This window comes from Micromonospora sp. CA-263727, from assembly GCF_050942455.1.
Classification (GTDB): domain Bacteria; phylum Actinomycetota; class Actinomycetes; order Mycobacteriales; family Micromonosporaceae; genus Micromonospora.
The window spans coordinates 3,935,082-3,951,626 of record NZ_CP192031.1 but is presented as its reverse complement, the minus strand read 5'-3'; the positions used below and the strand labels follow the sequence as shown (position 1 = coordinate 3,951,626).

13 protein-coding genes are annotated in these 16,545 nt (G+C 70.5%); 12 read left to right on the top strand and 1 reads right to left on the bottom strand.

Annotated elements, in window-relative coordinates; genetic code table 11:
• Positions 1 to 5: 5 nt before the first annotated feature.
• The 11 genes from mmsA to ACQPYA_RS17310 all read left to right on the top strand — a co-directional run bounded on the left by mmsA (position 6) and on the right by ACQPYA_RS17310 (position 14,978).
• Positions 6 to 1,544 carry a multiple monosaccharide ABC transporter ATP-binding protein gene (gene mmsA / locus ACQPYA_RS17360; protein ID WP_433533525.1) on the top strand — a complete coding sequence of 513 codons (1,539 nt, stop codon included), beginning with the start codon at positions 6 to 8 and terminating at the stop codon, positions 1,542 to 1,544.
• Positions 1,541 to 2,791, top strand: a complete 1,251-nt coding sequence (gene mmsB / locus ACQPYA_RS17355) for a multiple monosaccharide ABC transporter permease (protein WP_433528129.1) — start codon at positions 1,541 to 1,543, stop codon at positions 2,789 to 2,791. Before mmsA ends, mmsB begins: the two co-directional genes overlap by 4 nt.
• A gap of 149 nt (positions 2,792 to 2,940) precedes the next feature.
• Positions 2,941 to 4,185, top strand: a complete 1,245-nt coding sequence (locus tag ACQPYA_RS17350) for an ROK family protein (protein WP_433528128.1) — start codon at positions 2,941 to 2,943, stop codon at positions 4,183 to 4,185.
• Positions 4,186 to 4,651: 466 nt separating this feature from the next.
• Positions 4,652 to 6,337, top strand: a complete 1,686-nt coding sequence (gene araB / locus ACQPYA_RS17345) for a ribulokinase (RefSeq protein WP_433528127.1) — start codon at positions 4,652 to 4,654, stop codon at positions 6,335 to 6,337.
• 156 nt (positions 6,338 to 6,493) lie between these two features.
• Positions 6,494 to 7,174, top strand: coding sequence for an L-ribulose-5-phosphate 4-epimerase (locus ACQPYA_RS17340; RefSeq protein WP_433528126.1), 681 nt, complete (start codon positions 6,494 to 6,496; stop codon positions 7,172 to 7,174).
• A gap of 143 nt (positions 7,175 to 7,317) precedes the next feature.
• Complete coding sequence (locus ACQPYA_RS17335) at positions 7,318 to 8,295, top strand: ABC transporter substrate-binding protein (RefSeq protein WP_433533524.1); 978 nt, start codon at positions 7,318 to 7,320, stop codon at positions 8,293 to 8,295.
• Between the two features lie 189 nt (positions 8,296 to 8,484).
• A complete protein-coding gene (locus tag ACQPYA_RS17330) occupies positions 8,485 to 10,047 on the top strand; it encodes a sugar ABC transporter ATP-binding protein (RefSeq protein WP_433528125.1) in 1,563 nt (520 codons plus the stop codon).
• 67 nt (positions 10,048 to 10,114) lie between these two features.
• On the top strand, positions 10,115 to 11,176 hold the full coding sequence (locus ACQPYA_RS17325; RefSeq protein WP_433528124.1) for an ABC transporter permease: 1,062 nt from the start codon (positions 10,115 to 10,117) through the stop codon (positions 11,174 to 11,176).
• Positions 11,173 to 12,162: a galactofuranose ABC transporter, permease protein YjfF gene (gene yjfF, locus ACQPYA_RS17320; RefSeq protein ID WP_433528123.1), complete on the top strand. Its 990-nt coding sequence runs from the start codon at positions 11,173 to 11,175 to the stop codon at positions 12,160 to 12,162. The genes ACQPYA_RS17325 and yjfF overlap by 4 nt, the downstream gene beginning before the upstream one ends.
• 27 nt (positions 12,163 to 12,189) lie before the next feature.
• On the top strand, positions 12,190 to 13,692 hold the full coding sequence (araA, locus tag ACQPYA_RS17315; RefSeq protein WP_433528122.1) for an L-arabinose isomerase: 1,503 nt from the start codon (positions 12,190 to 12,192) through the stop codon (positions 13,690 to 13,692).
• Between the two features lie 296 nt (positions 13,693 to 13,988).
• Positions 13,989 to 14,978 carry a LacI family DNA-binding transcriptional regulator gene (locus ACQPYA_RS17310; protein WP_433533523.1) on the top strand — a complete coding sequence of 330 codons (990 nt, stop codon included), beginning with the start codon at positions 13,989 to 13,991 and terminating at the stop codon, positions 14,976 to 14,978.
• A gap of 170 nt (positions 14,979 to 15,148) precedes the next feature.
• On the opposite strand, the gene rpsD is transcribed toward ACQPYA_RS17310, so the two are convergent.
• Positions 15,149 to 15,757 carry a 30S ribosomal protein S4 gene (gene rpsD, locus ACQPYA_RS17305; RefSeq protein ID WP_433533522.1) on the bottom strand — a complete coding sequence of 203 codons (609 nt, stop codon included), beginning with the start codon at positions 15,755 to 15,757 and terminating at the stop codon, positions 15,149 to 15,151.
• 48 nt (positions 15,758 to 15,805) lie between these two features.
• On the opposite strand from rpsD, the gene ACQPYA_RS17300 reads away from it, so the two are divergent.
• On the top strand, positions 15,806 to 16,516 hold the full coding sequence (locus tag ACQPYA_RS17300) for a DUF2470 domain-containing protein (RefSeq protein WP_433528121.1): 711 nt from the start codon (positions 15,806 to 15,808) through the stop codon (positions 16,514 to 16,516).
• Positions 16,517 to 16,545 lie beyond the last annotated feature (29 nt).

Genomic DNA, 16,545 nt, shown 5'->3' with positions numbered 1-16,545 from the left:
TGAGCATGGACGACAACATCCTCGAGATGCGTCACATCACCAAGACGTTCCCCGGGGTGGCGGCGCTCCAGGATGTCTCGCTCGCCGTGCGCCGCGGGGAGATCCACGCCATCTGCGGCGAGAACGGCGCCGGCAAGTCCACCCTGATGAAGGTGCTGTCGGGCGTCTACCCGTCCGGCAGCTTCGACGGCGAGATCCTCTTCGACGGCGAGCCGGTGCACTTCCGCGGCATCCGGGACAGCGAAGACCACGGCATCGTCATCATCCACCAGGAACTCGCCCTGGTGCCGTACCTGTCGATCGCCGAGAACATCTTCCTCGGCAACGAGCGCCGTGGCCGCAGCGGCCTGATCGACTGGAACCGCACCAACGCCGAAGCGGCGGCGCTGCTTTCGTCGGTCGGGCTGCACGAGAACGCGGTCACCCCCGTCGTCCAGCTCGGTGTCGGCAAGCAGCAACTGGTGGAGATCGCCAAGGCGCTCTCCAAGAAGGTCCGGCTGCTCATCCTCGACGAGCCGACCGCCGCGCTCAACGACCTCGACTCGGCGCACCTGCTCGACCTGATGCGCCGGCTCCGCGACCAGGGCATCACCTGCATCATGATCTCGCACAAGCTCAACGAGATCACCGCCATCGCCGACTCGACCACGGTGCTGCGGGACGGGCGGACGGTGGAGCGGCTCGACATGGGCTCCGGCGAGGTGACCCAGGAGCGGATCATCCGCGGCATGGTCGGGCGCGACCTGGACAGCTTCTATCCCGACCGGGTCTCCGCGCCGGGCGACGAGGTGCTGCGAATCGCGGACTGGTCGGTGCGGCACCCGACCCAGGACCGGTTCGTCGTGGACGGCGCCAGCCTCGACGTACGCGCCGGCGAGGTGGTCGGCATCGCCGGGCTGATGGGGGCCGGGCGCACCGAGCTGGCCATGAGCGTCTTCGGCCGGTCGTACGGCCGGGACATCACCGGCCGGCTGTACATGCACGGTAGGGAGATCAAGGCACGCTCCGTCGCGGAGGCGATCGGCAACGGCATCGCGTACGCGACGGAGGACCGCAAGCGCTTCGGGCTCAACCTCATCGAGGACATCCGCCGTAACGTCTCCTCCGCCGGGCTGCGCAAGCTTGCGCGATTCGGCTGGGTGCACGACAACGAGGAGATCAAGGTCGCCGAGATGAGCCGGCGTGACATGAACATCAAGGCGCCGAGCGTGATGTCCCTGGTCGGCAAGCTCTCCGGTGGCAACCAGCAGAAGGTCGTCCTGTCGAAGTGGCTGTTCACCGACCCGGACGTGCTGATCCTGGACGAGCCGACCCGCGGCATCGACGTGGGGGCGAAGTTCGAGATCTACACGATCGTCAACCGGTTGGTCGCCGACGGCAAGGCGGTCATCATCATCTCCTCCGAGCTGCCCGAGTTGCTCGGCATGTGCGACCGCATCTACACGCTGTCGGCGGGCCGGATCACCGGTGTGGTGCCGGTCGGTGAGGCGACCCAGGAGAAGCTCATGGAACTCATGGCGAAGGAGAAGGAACCCGTCGGATGACCAGCACCAAGCCCTCCTCGGCCGCGCCGGGCACGCCGACCGAGAGCGCTCCCGCCGCCGCACTGCACGTGGGCACCAGCGACCCTCGTACGCTGATCATGAACAACCTGCGGCAGAGCGGCATCTTCGTCGCCCTCGTCGTCATCGTCGCGCTCTTCGCGTTCCTCACCGACGGCCTCTCGCTGAGTCCGGGCAACATCACCAACATCGTCTTGCAGTACTCGTACATCCTGGTGCTCGCGATCGGCATGGTCATCGTGATCATCGGCGGGCACATCGACCTGTCGGTCGGCTCGGTGGTCGCGCTCACCGGCGCGGTCTCCGCCGTGGTCGTCATCAGACAGGGCCAACCGTGGTGGGTCGGCGTGCTGGCCGCGCTGGCCGTCGGGCTCGCGGTCGGCGCCTGGCACGGCTTCTGGGTGGCGTACGTCGGCATCCCCGCCTTCATCGTGACCCTGGCGGGCATGCTGCTGTTCCGTGGCCTCACCCTCCGGGTGCTGGACAACATCTCGCTGTCGCCGTTCCCGGCCGAGTACAACAAGATCGCGGCCGGCTTCCTCAACGGGTTGATCGGTGGCGACGGCTACGACGCCTTCACCCTGCTCATCGGCGCCATCGCGGTGGCTGGCTATGTGGTCAGCTGCTTCCGTACCCGCGTCGCGCGGATCCGTTACCAGCAGCCCGTCGAGTCGTTCGCGCTCTTCGTCGCGCGGATGGCGCTGGTCGGCGCGGTGGTCATGTACTTCGCCTGGCAGTTGGCCCACGCCCGCGGCCTGCCGATCGTGCTGATCATTCTCGCCGCGCTGGTGCTCGTCTATGGCCTGCTCACCCGCCGGACCGTCTTCGGCCGGCAGGTGTACGCGATCGGCGGCAACCTCTCCGCGGCGATGCTGTCCGGGGTGAAGGTCCGTACCGTCAACTTCTGGATCTTCGTCAACATGGGCTTCCTCTCCGCCGTGGCGGGGATCATCTTCTCCTCGCGGTCGAATGGCGCCCAGCCGGCGGCCGGCAACATGTTCGAGCTGGACGCGATCGCCGCGGCCTTCATCGGCGGCGCGGCGGTCACCGGTGGCGTCGGCACCGTGGTGGGCGCGATGGTGGGCGGTCTCATCATGGCGGTGATGAGCAACGGCATGCAGCTGATGGGCGTGGACCAGTCGTTGCAGTCGGTGGTCAAGGGCCTGGTGCTGCTCGTCGCCGTGGCCTTCGACGTCTACAACAAGCGGCGCGCCGGCGCGGGTCGCTGACCGTGCGGTGTGGGCTGGCCGAGATGGCCGGCCCACACCGTCGGCGGCGGCGTCGCACGGCGACGGCCCCGGCCGCGGGGCCGGCTTGACGCCGTCTCACGACCTGGGAAAGACTCCCTCGCGTCAGCTGTCCCGCACCGTCGAGGCTGATGCCGGAGGTCGGATTGGTCCAGGAGGAGATCCGTCGGCGCAACGCCGGTGCTCTGCTGCGCACCGTGCACCTGGACGGCGCGGTGTCCCGCGCCGATCTGGCCGAGCGGATGAGCCTCAACCGCAGCACCATCATGGCGTTGACCACCGAGTTGAACCGGGTGGGTCTGGTCCACGAGGAGTTGCCCACGGACACCGGCCGGGCCGGGCGCCCCTCGCTGATGGTCCGGCCCGCCGCCGACCGGTTCTACGTGCTGGCCTTCGATGTCGCCGTGGACCGGCTGGTGGCGGCCCGGGTGGGCCTGGGCGGGTCCATCCTGGACCGCCGGACGGCGGTACGCCCGCGCGCCGGGCCCGACCTGCGCCGCGTGGTCGAGGTGCTCGCCGGCTTCGGCCGTCAGCTGCACGACGCGGCGCCGCCCGATGCGACCTGCGTGGGGGTGGGCGCGTCGTACTGCGGCATGATCCGACCCGGCGACGGGATGGTCCGCTTCGGGCCCGATCTGGGCTGGGTGGATCAGGCGTTCGGGGCCGAACTCGGCCGCCGGCTCGGTCTCGGACTGCCGGTGTCGGTGGGCAACGAGGCGCATCTCGGCGCGCAGGCCGAGCAGCAGCGCGGCGCGGGCGTCGGCTTCCAGAACCTCATCTACCTGCATGGGGATGTCGGCGTCGGCGGTGGGATCATCGTCGGTGGACGGCTGCTGGGTGGCGACGGCGGCTACGGCTGCGAGCTGGGACACATGGTGGTGAACCCGTACGACGGGCGGCCCTGCGGCTGCGGCTCGTCCGGCTGCCTGGAGGCGGAGGTCGGCGAGCGGGCCCTGCTCGACGTCGCCGGCCGGCCCCCCGAGTTGTTCGGCCGGGCGGCCATCCGGTCGGTGGCGGACGACGCCGACCGCGGCGACCCGGCGGCCCGGGAGGCGCTGCGCCGGATCGGCGACTGGCTCGGCATCGGGGTGGCGAATCTGATCAACCTGTTCAACCCGGGCATGGTGGTCTTCGGCGGGATGCTCTGCGACCTGTATCCCGGCGCGGCGGCTCAGGTGCGCGGCCGGATCGCCCGCAACGTGCTGCCGGTCGCCCGGGAGCACGTACGGCTGCGCACCGCGGCGCTCGGCGACGACGCCACCCTGGTCGGTGCCGCCGAACTCGGCTTTGCCCCGCTGCTCGCCGACCCGCTGGGCCGGCTCGCCGGTCGACGTATCGATGGCCGTCATGTTATCGCTGACATGTCGGGCAGCTGATCGGACGGCGGGCGGGTATCGATCGCCATGGAAGTCTTCGCGATCTCCCGGCGATCTCCCGTCGGCCCCTGGATGGGCATGTCAGCGGCGGTCGGGGGAGTTGCCGTCGTGCCTGTGGTGGCGCGTCGGGGCGGGTCGGGGTCGATCCCGTCTCGCGGTCGCGCCTGTTAACGCTCATTCCGGACCTCATCCGGGGGTCGAGCGGCGCGTGCGGCGCCGGCGGGTACCTCGTGCCGGCCGTCGCCGGCCGGCGGCGTGCGGGTGGTGTCCCTGACCGGGGTGTGGCGGCTACGATTCCAGTCCACGCCGAACTGTGGCGCAGGGCCCGGATCGGGCCGGTCGCCGGCTCCGGGCGCGGATGCCGGGTCGGGCGGCGCGCTCCGTTACGGAGCTGTTGCCGGTAGGTGTCTTGACGGTGCAGGATGTGAGCGTTAACACTGAGATTCGTCATCGGCGGAGGTTGAACATGAGCGGTGTGGACGAGGCGGGCGACCGGTACGTCGTCGGGGTCGACTACGGCACCCTGTCCGGGCGGGCCCTGGTGGTCCGGGTCAGCGACGGCGCCGAGTTGGGGACGGCGGTGCACGAGTACCGCAATGCGGTGATCAGCTCCGCTCTGCCGGACGGCGACACGCCCCTGCCCCCCGACTGGGCGTTGCAGGATCCCGAGGACTACCGCGACGTGTTGCGCTACGCCGTACCCGCAGCCGTGGCCGCCGCCGGGGTGGCCGCCGCCGACGTCGTCGGCATCGGCATCGACTTCACCGCCTGCACCGTCCTGCCCACGCTCGCCGACGGCACCCCGCTCTGCGAGGTGCCGGAGCTGCGCCAGCGCCCGCACTCCTGGGTGAAGCTCTGGAAGCACCACGCCGCCCAGCCGCACGCCGACCGGATCAACGCGCTGGCCCACCAGCGCGGCGAGCCGTGGATCGGCCGCTACGGCGGCAAGATCTCCGCCGAGTGGCAGTTCGCCAAGGGGCTACAGATCCTGGAGGAGGACCCGGAGGTCTATCACCGGGCCGAGCGCTTCATCGAGGCCGCGGACTGGATCGTGTGGCAGCTCTGCGGTGTCGAGACCCGCAACGTCTGTACGGCCGGCTACAAGGGCATCCGGCAGGACGGCCGGTACCCCTCGGCGGACTACCTGACCGCGCTCAACCCCGGCTTCGGCGATTTCGCCGCCAAACTGGACGGTCCGCTGATGCCGCTGGGCGACCGGGCCGGCGAGCTGACCGCACACGCCGCCGCGTGGACCGGCCTGCCGGAAGGGATCGCGGTGGCCGTCGGCAACGTCGACGCCCACGTCACCGCGGCCTCCGCGCAGGCGATCAGTCCGGGCCGGCTGGTGGCGATCATGGGTACCTCCACCTGCCACGTGGTCAACGGCGCGAAGGTCGCCGAGGTGGCCGGAATGTGCGGCGTCGTGGACGGCGGCATCAGCCCCGGCGCGTGGGGCTACGAGGCCGGGCAGAGCGGCGTCGGTGACATCTTCGGCTGGTTCGTCGAGCACGCCGCCCCGGCCGGCGTCGCCTCGCACGAGCGGCTCACCGAACTGGCCGCCGCCCAACCGGTCGGCGCCCACGGACTGGTCGCGCTGGACTGGTGGAACGGCAACCGCTCGCTGCTGGTCAACCATGACCTCAGTGGACTGATCGTCGGCCTGACCCTGGCCACCCGGCCGGAGGACGTCTACCGGGCCCTGCTGGAGGCGACGGCGTACGGCACCCGGATGATCATCGAGGCGTTTGTCGAGGCGGGCATGACGGTCGACGACCTGGTGATCGCGGGCGGCCTCACCTCGAACGAGTTGCTGATGCAGATCTACGCCGACGTCACCAACCGGCCGCTGGGCATCATCGGCTCGGCACAGGGACCGGCGCTCGGTTCGGCCATCCACGCCGCGGTCGCCGCCGGCGCGTACCCCTCGATCCAGGAGGCGTCGCAGGCGATGGGGCGGGTGGACGAGGCGGTCTACCGGCCGGACCCGGACCGGGCCCGCGCCTACGACGCCCTCTACGCCGAGTACCGGACGCTGCACGACCACTTCGGCCGGGGCGCCAACGACGTGATGCTGCGCCTGCGGGCGATCCGGAACGCGGCCGTCGGGTCGGCCGCGTCGCAGCACGAGGCCCCGCTGGAGGTGGCGGTATGAGTGAGCGTCAGCGAGTGAACCGGTGGTGCGGTGTGGTAAACGCTCAGGCCGACGCCGAGCGAAGCGAGGTGACGGAGTGAGTGAGCGTCAGCGAGTGAACCGGTGGTGCGGTGCGGTGAACGCTCAGGCCGACGCCGAGCGAAGCGAGGTGACGGCATGAGCGTCGAGTTGACCGAGCTGCGACAGACCGTCGCCCGCCTGCACGGCGAGCTGACCCGCTACGGCCTGGTGGCCTGGACCGCCGGCAACGTCTCCGCGCGGGTCCCCGGCCGTGACCTCATGCTGATCAAGCCCAGCGGTGTCGACTACGACGACCTGTCGGCCGACAACATGGTGCTCTGCGACCTCGACGGCGTGCCCGTCGAGGGAGAGCTTTCGCCGTCGAGCGACACCGCGGCGCACGCCTACGTCTACCGCGCCATGCCCGAGGTCGGTGGTGTCGTGCACACCCACAGCACGTACGCCACCGCGTGGGCGGCGCGTGGCGAGTCGATTCCCTGCCATCTGACCGCACAGGCCGACGAGTTCGGCGGGGAGATCCCGGTGGGCCCGTTCGCGCTGATCGGCGGCGACGACATCGGCAAGGGCATCGTCAGCACCCTCACCGGGCACCGTTCGCCCGCGGTGCTGATGCAGAACCACGGCGTCTTCACCATCGGGCGCAACGCCCGTGCCGCGGTGAAGGCCGCGGTGATGTGCGAGGACGTCGCCCGGACCGCGCACCTGGCGCGCGCGCTCGGGCCGCCGGTGCCGATGGCGCAGGCCGACATCGATGCCCTCTACCACCGCTACCAGAACGTCTACGGTCAACGTCCCCCGCCCTCGGCAACCTCCTGACCGGACGCGGGCCGCCCCGGCGGCCCGCGACTGAGATTCGCACCACCCACAGGATCCACACCACCAGCGCAGGCCGCCCGCGCACGTCGGCGGGGGGCGTGGACACCGCACCCACCTGAGGAGATCCGATGAGAGAAATGCGAATGCCCCGGCGCACGTTCGGGGTCGTCGCCGCCGCCGTCCTGCTGGCCGGCAGCGTGACGGCCTGTGGCAACAGCGACACCGGAGAGGGGGCCGGCGACGGCAAGCTGGTCCTCGGCTTCTCCCAGGTCGGAGCCGAGAGCGGATGGCGTACGGCCAACACCAACTCCATCAAGGAGGCGGCCGTCGAGGCGGGCGTCGAACTGAAGTTCGACGACGCCCAGCAGAAGCAGGAGAACCAGATCAAGGCCATCCGCAACTACATCCAGCAGAAGGTCGACGTGATCGCCTTCTCGCCGGTGGTGGAGTCCGGCTGGGACACCGTGCTCAAGGAGGCCAAGGACGCCGGCATCCCGGTCATCCTGACCGACCGCGCGGTGGACTCGGCGGACAAGTCGCTCTACAAGACCTTCCTCGGCTCGGACTTCGTCAAGGAGGGCCGGCTGTCGGGCGAGTGGCTGATCGAGAACAAGAAGGACGCGACCGGCGACGTGAACATCGTCGAGTTGCAGGGCACCACCGGCTCGGCGCCGGCCAACGACCGCAAGAAGGGCTTCGCCGAGGCGATCGCGGCCGACCCCAAGCTGAAGGTCATCGCCTCCCAGTCGGGTGACTTCACCCGGGCCGGCGGCAAGCAGGTCATGGAGCAGTTCCTGAAGGCCCACTCCAAGATCGACGTGCTCTTCGCGCACAACGACGACATGGGCCTGGGCGCTCTGGAGGCCATCACCGCGGCGGGCAAGGTGCCCGGCCAGGACATCACCATCATCACCATCGACGCGGTCAAGGACGGCATGCAGGCCCTGGCCGACGGGAAGTTCAACTTCATCGCCGAGTGCAGCCCGCTGCTCGGGCCACAGCTGATGGAGCTGGCCAAGAAGGTCCACGCCGGCGAGGAGGTGCCGGCTCGGATCGAGACCGAGGAGACCACCTTCACCCAGGAGCAGGCCAAGGAGGCGCTGCCCAACCGCAAGTACTGATCGACGCCCGGGGCCGCCGCGCTGACGTGGCGGCCCCGCCGCGTCGTCCAGTTACCCGACGGAGTGGGCGCCTGATTCGTAGCCCCCGTGCCGCAGCCGCCCGACCGGCCCTGAGGGTCGGCCGGGCGGGACGCCACGGGGGCGCTGTGGCCCTTCCGTACCGATAGAACCCAGAAGAGGTCTGATGGGATGACGGATAGCCGTCCGGTCCTCACGATGACCGGGATCAGCAAGTCCTTTCCCGGGGTGCGCGCACTCCACAATGTCGATTTCCGGCTCTTTCCCGGTGAGGTGCACGCCCTGATGGGCGAGAACGGCGCCGGCAAGTCGACCCTGATCAAGGTGTTGACCGGTGTCTACGGCATCGACGACGGCAGCATCACCCTGGGTGACGCGCAGGTGGCCTTCAACGGGCCGATGCAGGCCGCCGCCGCCGGGGTCAGCACCGTCTACCAGGAGGTCAACCTCTGCCCCAACCTGTCGGTGGCGGAGAACATCTTCATCGGTCGCGAGCCCCGCCGATTCGGCGCCGTCCGCTGGGGTGAGGTCCGGCGGCGCGCCCGGGCGCTGCTGGCCCGGCTGGATCTCGACATCGACGTCAGCGCGCCGGTGGCGAGCTTCTCGCTGGCCGTGCAGCAGATGGTCGCGATCGCCCGGGCGATCGACGTCCAGGCCCGGGTGTTGATCCTGGACGAGCCGACCTCCAGCCTGGACGCTGGCGAGGTGGCGCAACTCTTCCGGATCATGCGTCAGCTGCGCGACGAGGGCATCGCGATCCTCTTCGTCACCCACTTCCTCGACCAGGTCTACGGCATCGCCGACCGGATCACCGTGCTGCGTAACGGCACGCTGGTGGGCGAGTACCCGACGGCCGAGCTGCCGCAACTGTCCTTGGTCGAGAAGATGATCGGCAAGGAGCTCGACGTCCTCGAGCGGATCGAGGAGCATCCCCGGCGGGAGTTGGCGGCGCTGGAGGGCGGCACCCCCTTCGTGGAGGTGTCGGAGCTCGGCCGCAAGGGCGCGGTCGCCCCGTTCAGCCTGACCATCCACGCCGGGGAGGTGGTCGGCCTGGCGGGCCTGCTCGGCTCCGGCCGTACCGAGGTGGCCCGGCTGCTGTTCGGTGCCGACCGGGCCGACCGGGGGCAGATCGCGGTGAGCGGCAAGCCGACCGGTCTGCGTACCCCGGTGCAGGCCATCGACCACGGCATCGGGTTCTGTTCGGAGAACCGCCGCGCGGAAGGGATCATCGCCGACCTGTCGGTCCGGGAGAACATGATCCTCGCGATGCAGGCCGCCCGCGGCTGGCTGCGCCCGATCCCGCGGCGTCGCCAGGACGAACTCGTCGACATGTACATCAAGGCGTTGAGCATCCGCCCCGCCAATCCCGACCTGCCGGTGCGCAACCTCTCCGGCGGCAACCAGCAGAAGGTCCTGCTGGCCCGGTGGCTGATCACCGAGCCCCGGCTGCTGATCCTCGACGAGCCCACCCGCGGCATCGACATCGGCGCCAAGGCCGAGATCCAGAAGCTCGTAATGCAGCTCTCCGACGGTGGCATGGCGGTGCTGTTCATCTCCGCCGAGCTGGAAGAGGTGCTGCGGCTGAGCCACAAGATCGCCGTGATGCGGGACCGGGAGCTGGTCGCGCACCTCACCAACGACGACACCGTCGACGCCGACCGCGTCATGCAGACCATCGCCAGCGGGTCCCAGGGGGACACCGGCGGATCCCCGGGGGAGGGGGCGAACCAATGAGCGAGCGAATCATCGGGTTCAGCGCGGTGGTGCCTCATGGCGGCGCGGAGCGAAGCGGAGTGCCGGCATGAGCGAGCGGATCAAGCCGCTGCTCGGTCACCGGCTGTTCTGGCCGGTCGCCGTGCTCGTGATCATGTTGGCGGCCAACACGCTCTACCGTCCGGGCTTCCTCTCCATCGAGGTCAAGGACGGCCACCTCTACGGCACCCCGATCGACATCCTCCGGCTTAGCGCGCCGCTGATCCTGGTCGCGCTGGGCATGACCCTGGTCATCTCCACCGGCGGCATCGACCTCTCGGTCGGTTCGGTCTGCGCCATCAGCGGCGCCATCGCCTGCCTGTACATCAGCAAGGCGCCCGACCAGAACAGCCTCGGCATGGTGCTGACCGCGCTCGCGATGGCGATCGGGGCGGCGCTGGTGCTCGGCGCGTGGAACGGCGTCCTGGTCTCCGTCATCGGCATCCAACCGATCATCGCCACGCTTATCCTGATGGTGGCCGGCCGGGGCCTCGCGCAGTTGATCACCGAGGGCCAGATCATCACCATCAACTCCGGCCCGTACCGGGCGATCGGGCTGGGCCACTTCCTGACCCTGCCTCTGGCGATCTTCATCGCGCTGGCCGCGGCCCTGCTCGTGGCGGCGTTCACCCGCCGGACCGCGCTCGGCATGATCATCGAGTCGGTGGGTGGCAACCGGGAGGCCAGCCGCCTGGCCGGTCTCCGGTCGGGCCGGGTCGTCTTCCTGGTCTACGTCGTCAGCGCCGGGTGCGCCGCGATCGCCGGATTCATGATGACCGCCAACGTCTCCAGCGCCGACGGCAACTCCGCCGGGCTCTGGGTGGAGCTCGACGCGATCCTCGCGGTCGTGATCGGTGGCACGTCGCTGGCCGGCGGCCGGTTCTTCCTCAGCGGCACCGTCCTCGGCGCGCTGATCATCCAGACCCTCACCACGTCGGTGTACGCCATGAACATCTCGCCGCAGACAGCACTGCTCTTCAAGGCGGTCGTCGTGATCGCCGTCTGCCTCGTCCAGGCGCCGGCCTTCCGGTCCAAGTTCGGCCGCCGCCGACGCGGTGCCACGCCCCCCGAGGCGTCACCGCAGCGGCAGAAGGAGCAGGTGCCGGCATGAGCGGAATCTCGCTGACCACTGTGCCCGGCTGGGTCCGGCTGCCCCGGCGGCACGTGCCGGTGCTGGCCACCCTCGCCCTGCTGCTGGTCATGTACGGCATCGGGGTTTCCCAGTACCGGGCGTTCTCCAACATCCAGGTCATCTTCAACGTCTTCATCGACAACGGGTTCCTGCTCGTGGTCGCCGTCGGGATGACCTTCGTGATCCTCACCGGCGGCATCGACCTGTCGGTGGGCTCGGTGGTCGCGATGACGGCGATGGTCTCGGCGTGGTTGCTCCAGTCCGGTCTGCCCGCGTTGCTGGTGCTGGTCATCGCGTTGCTCATCGGGCCGACCCTTGGCTTCCTGATGGGCTGCGCGATCCACTTCTTCGATATCCAGCCGTTCATCGTGACGCTCGCCGGGATGTTCTTCGCCCGCGGACTGTGCACCTTCATCAGCGGCGCCTCGATCCCGATCACGGACGGCTTCTGGACCACGATGTCGCAGTACCGGATCGGGGATCCGCGGGGCAACTTCGTCTCGGTCAGCGTGCTCGTCGCGTTCGCCGTGGTCGCCGTCGCCGCCTACGTGCTGGCGTACACCCGCCTCGGGCGCAACGTCTACGCGATCGGCGGGAACCCGCAGTCGGCGCTGTTGATGGGCCTGCCGGTGGGGCGTACCCGGATCGCGGTCTACACCATCAGCGGGCTCTGCTCGGCGATCGGCGGGATCCTGTTGTCGTTCTACACGCTCTCCGGAGCGCCGCTGATCGCCGTCGGGATGGAACTCGACGTGATCGCGGCCGTCGTCATCGGCGGCACCGTCCTCACCGGTGGCTCGGGCTACGTCTTCGGCACGCTGCTCGGTGTGCTGGTGCTCGGTGTGATCCAGACTCTGATCACGTTCGACGGGAGCCTCAACTCCTGGTGGACGAAGATCGTGATCGGTGGCCTGCTCTTCGCGTTCATCCTGCTCCAGCGCCTCATCGGCATCCGCTACAAGTAACCGCCCCTCTCGCGGAAGGCAACGCCCATGGCAACACGCCCAGAACCCGAGGTCTGGTTCCTCACCGGAAGCCAGGCCATGTACGGCGAGGACACCCTCAGGCAGGTGGCTGACCAGTCCCGTCAGATCGCCGCCCGGCTCGACGAGTCGCCGCACATCCCCGCCCGGGTGGTCTGGAAGCCGGTGCTGACCACCAGCGCCGACATCCTGGAGCTCTGTCGGGATGCCGCCGTGCGGGGGGCGGTCGGGGTCATCGCCTGGATGCACACCTTCTCGCCGGCGAAGATGTGGATCTCCGGCCTTGACGCGTTGCAGACACCGCTGCTGCACCTGCACACCCAGGCCAACCAGCAGCTGCCGTGGGCCGAGATCGACATGGACTTCATGAACCTGAACCAGGCCGCCCACGGCGACCGGGAGTTCGGGTTCATCCAGACCCGGCTCGGCGTGGCCCGCAAGACGGTGGCGGGGCACGTCGGCGACGCACGCGTGGTCTCCCGGGTCGGTGCCTGGACCCGGGCGGCGATCGGCTGGTCGGCGATGCGTTCGTTGCGCCTGGCGCGGTTCGGCGACAACATGCGCGACGTCGCGGTGACCGAGGGGGACAAGGTCGAGGCGGAGTTGCGCTTCGGCGTGTCGGTGAACACCTACGGGGTCAACGATCTCGTGCGGTCGGTCGACGAGGTGGCCGAGGCCCAGGTGGACGACCTGGTCAAGGAGTACGACGACATCTACCGCGTCGTCGCCGAGCTGCGGCCCGGCGGCGAGCGGCACGACTCGTTGCGGTACGCCGCCCGGTTGGAGCTTGGTCTGCGTGCCTTCCTGGACGCCGGCGGGTTCCGGGCGTTCACCACGAACTTCGAGGACCTCGGCGGGCTGCGGCAGCTGCCCGGGATCGCCGTGCAGCGGCTGATGGCCGACGGGTACGGCTTCGGTGGCGAGGGGGACTGGAAGACCTCGGTGCTGGTCCACACCCTGAAGGCGATGTCGGCCGGGGCGCAGGGCGGCACGTCGTTCATGGAGGACTACACCTACGACCTGACCCCCGGTGCGGAGCTGGTGCTCGGCGCGCACATGCTGGAGGTGTGCCCGACGATCGCCAGCGGCGTGCCGACGGCGGAGATCCATCCGTTGAGCATCGGTGGCCGGGAGGACCCGGTCCGGCTCGTCTTCGACGCCGAGCCCGGTCCGGCGGTGGTGCTCGGCCTGGCGGACATGGGCGAGCGGTTCCGGCTGGTGGCCAACGAGGTCGACGTGGTCGTGCCGCCGCAGCCGCTGCCGCGGCTGCCGGTGGCCCGGGCCGTCTGGCGGCCCCGCCCGCACCTGGCCGGCTCGGCCGAGGCGTGGATCACCGCGGGCGCGCCGCACCACACCGTGCTCTCCCAGGCGTTGGGCGTGGAGGAGTTGTCCGACCTCGCCGAGATGAGCCGCACCGAACTGCTGGTCATCGACGCCGACACCGACCCTCGCCGCTTCGCCGACGAGATCCGGTGGAACCAGGCGTACTACCGGCTCGCCCGGGGGTTCTGACCGCGACGCCGCGATACCGCGACGCTGTTGCCGGCGTGCCGGGCCGCCCTGGGAGGGGCGGCCCGGCACGTTGCGTTCGGTGACGGCCGGGCGGCCACCCGCTGGTTGACCTTCCGTCGACCGGCGTCGGTGCTGGCGTAGACTGTCCTTGATCTAGCGTTATCCACGCCGGGCGGCACGGTCCGGGGTGGGCGCCGCGAGAGAGGATCGTGTTCAAGGCCGCTCCGGTCAGCGTCGACGGGCCGCGGCGACCGACGGCATGCGGGGAGTCAGAGATGGCCGTACGCGATCCTGCGATGACGGACGTGGCCCGCCTCGCGGGTGTCTCCCACCAGACGGTCTCGCGGGTGCTCAACGGCCACCCGAACGTGCGGGAACAGACCCGGCTGCGGGTCCAGGCGGCGATCGCCGAACTCGGCTACCGCCCGAACCGGGCGGCCCGCGCGCTGGTCACCGGCCGTTCTCAGGTGATCGGCGTGGTCGCGCAGAACACCACCCTCTACGGTCCGGCGTCGCTGCTCGCCGCGTTGGAGCAGACCGCCGCCGAGGCGGGTTTCGCGGTCAGCGTCGGCAGCGTGCGCAACCTCGATCACCGGTCGATCTCCGCGGCGGTCGAGCGGCATCTGGCCCACCGGGTCGCCGGCATCGTGGTCATCGCCCCGGTGGAGTCGGCCGGAGAGGCGTTGGAGCGCCTGCCCAAGGACGTGCCGCTGGTCACCGTCGACGGGGATCCCCACCGGCCGATGCCGCTGGTGACGGTCGACCAGGCCGCCGGCGCCCGGGCCGCCACCGAGCACCTGCTCGACGCCGGCCACCGTACGGTCTGGCATGTTTCCGGGCCGTCCGACTGGTTCGACAGCGCGGGGCGGATCGAGGGCTGGCGAGCGGCCCTGCTCTCGGCGGGAGCCGAGGTCCCGCCGTTGGTGCCGGCGGACTGGTCCGCGGCGGCCGGGTACCGGTGCGGGCAGATGCTGGCCCGGATGCCCGACGTCACCGCGGTCTTCACCGCCAACGACCACCTCGCCCTCGGCGTGCTGCGGGCCCTGCACGAGCACGGTCGCCGGGTGCCGGACGACATCAGCGTGGTCGGCTTCGACGACGTGCCGGAGGCGGCGTACTTCATCCCGCCGCTGACCACCGTGCGACCGGACTTCGACGCGGTTGCCCGGGCCAGCCTGGAGATGCTGCTGACCCAGATCGAGTCGGTCAGCGGCGGCGCGTTGCGTGAGACCATCGCGCCGGCCCTCGTCCCGCGCCAGAGCGTCGCCGCGCCGCCCCGCCGCTGAGCGATGCCGCGGGCGCACGGGCGTAGCCGGCCTGCGCCGGCGCAGCGCGGTCGCGGGCGCCCCGCCGCCGCCTGCGACGGCGTACTCGCCGGTGCGGCGGGCGGCGACGAGGATGACGCGGGCCCGGGACGGTCACGTTCCGGTGGGGAACGGAACCGTCCCGGGGGCCGTCAGCGGGAGTAGTACTCCACGACGAGTTGTACGTCGCAGATGACCGGTACCTCGGAGCGCTGGGGCAGCCGGGTCAGCCGCGCGGTGAGCCCGGCCAGGTCGACGTCGAGGTAGGCGGCGGGGCGCTCCGGCGCGTGTGCCCCGGCCGCGGCGACGACGAAGGGCGTCTTGGTCCGGCTGTTGTCCCGCACGGCCAGCAGGTCGCCGGGGCGCAGTTGCGCCGAGGGCCGGTCCACCCGCCGGCCGTTGATGTTGACGTGTCCGTGGGTCACCATCTGGCGGGCCTGGTAGATGGTGCGCGCGAAGCCGGCGCGCAGGACGAGCGCGTCGAGCCGCGTTTCGAGGTCGATCAGCAGTTCCTCGCCCGTCTTGCCCGGGCGGCGGACGGCCCGGTCGAAGGCCCGACGCAGCTGCCGCTCCCGCAGGTCGTACTGCGCCTTCAGCCGCTGCTTCTCCAGCAGCCGGACCTTGTAGTCGCTCTCCTTGCTCCGTGCGCGGCCGTGCACGCCGGGCGGGAAGGGGCGGCGCTCGAAGTACCGCACGCACTTGGGTGTGAGCGGGATGCCGAGACGGCGGGAGCGCTTGATCTTCGGGCGGGACTGGTTCATCATCACCTCTCTAGTAAGGTAAGGCTAACCTAAACGGAGGTGGGCGCCTTGAGCAAGATACTCCCGGCGGCGACGCTCGGCACACCGGCCGAGCGGCTGCGTACGATCCTTGCCGTCACGGACTCGCTGCGCCTGCGTACGCCCAGCCACTGCGCGGAGCTGGTCGGCCGGCACGCGGTGACCGCCGACGGCCGGCTGCGGCTGTCCCTGCCGGCCCGCGCCGAGGTTACCCGTGACCTGCTCGAGGCGGGTGAGGTCACCGCACTGGTCGAGCTGACCGACCTGGCCCCCCTCCCCGGGCGCGACCGGGTTCGGGGCCGGGCCACCCTGACCGGCTGGCTCAGCCTCGACGACCTCGACGGCGACGACGTGACCGCGCTGCTCGACCTGGCCGCCGCCGAGCTGGTGGACGCCGACGGTGACGTCTCGGTCGACCCGGACACGCTGGCCACCGCGCGGCCCGATCCGCTCGCCGCGCACGAAGCCGACCTGCTGCGCCACCTGCACGACCGGCACCCGGCCGTCATGCGACAGCTGATCCACCTGGTGCCGGCCGCCCGTCGGGTCGACGCCGGGCGGGTGCACCCGCTGCGGCTGGACCGGTACGGGATCGTGCTGCGCCTGGAGTTGCCCCGGCACCACCGGGACGTCCGGATCGCCTTCGCCACGCCGCTCGCCACCCCCGACGACGCGGGGCGGCGGCTGGCCCAACTGATCGGCGCCGACGAGCCCTGCCGGGCCTGCGTCGAACCCGGCTGACCGGCTGGCACCACGCCCTCTTCCGAACG

Excerpts from the sequence above, each read along its gene's own strand:
- mmsA (WP_433533525.1), top strand. The coding sequence starts at position 6 with ATGGACGACAACATCCTCGAGATGCGTCACATCACCAAGACGTTCCCC.
- mmsB (WP_433528129.1), top strand. The coding sequence starts at position 1,541 with ATGACCAGCACCAAGCCCTCCTCGGCCGCGCCGGGCACGCCGACCGAG.
- ACQPYA_RS17350 (WP_433528128.1), top strand. The coding sequence starts at position 2,941 with ATGCCGGAGGTCGGATTGGTCCAGGAGGAGATCCGTCGGCGCAACGCC.
- araB (WP_433528127.1), top strand. The coding sequence starts at position 4,652 with ATGAGCGGTGTGGACGAGGCGGGCGACCGGTACGTCGTCGGGGTCGAC.
- ACQPYA_RS17340 (WP_433528126.1), top strand. The coding sequence starts at position 6,494 with ATGAGCGTCGAGTTGACCGAGCTGCGACAGACCGTCGCCCGCCTGCAC.
- ACQPYA_RS17335 (WP_433533524.1), top strand. The coding sequence starts at position 7,318 with ATGCCCCGGCGCACGTTCGGGGTCGTCGCCGCCGCCGTCCTGCTGGCC.
- ACQPYA_RS17330 (WP_433528125.1), top strand. The coding sequence starts at position 8,485 with ATGACGGATAGCCGTCCGGTCCTCACGATGACCGGGATCAGCAAGTCC.
- ACQPYA_RS17325 (WP_433528124.1), top strand. The coding sequence starts at position 10,115 with ATGAGCGAGCGGATCAAGCCGCTGCTCGGTCACCGGCTGTTCTGGCCG.
- yjfF (WP_433528123.1), top strand. The coding sequence starts at position 11,173 with ATGAGCGGAATCTCGCTGACCACTGTGCCCGGCTGGGTCCGGCTGCCC.
- araA (WP_433528122.1), top strand. The coding sequence starts at position 12,190 with ATGGCAACACGCCCAGAACCCGAGGTCTGGTTCCTCACCGGAAGCCAG.
- ACQPYA_RS17310 (WP_433533523.1), top strand. The coding sequence starts at position 13,989 with ATGACGGACGTGGCCCGCCTCGCGGGTGTCTCCCACCAGACGGTCTCG.
- rpsD (WP_433533522.1), bottom strand. The coding sequence starts at position 15,757 with ATGAACCAGTCCCGCCCGAAGATCAAGCGCTCCCGCCGTCTCGGCATC.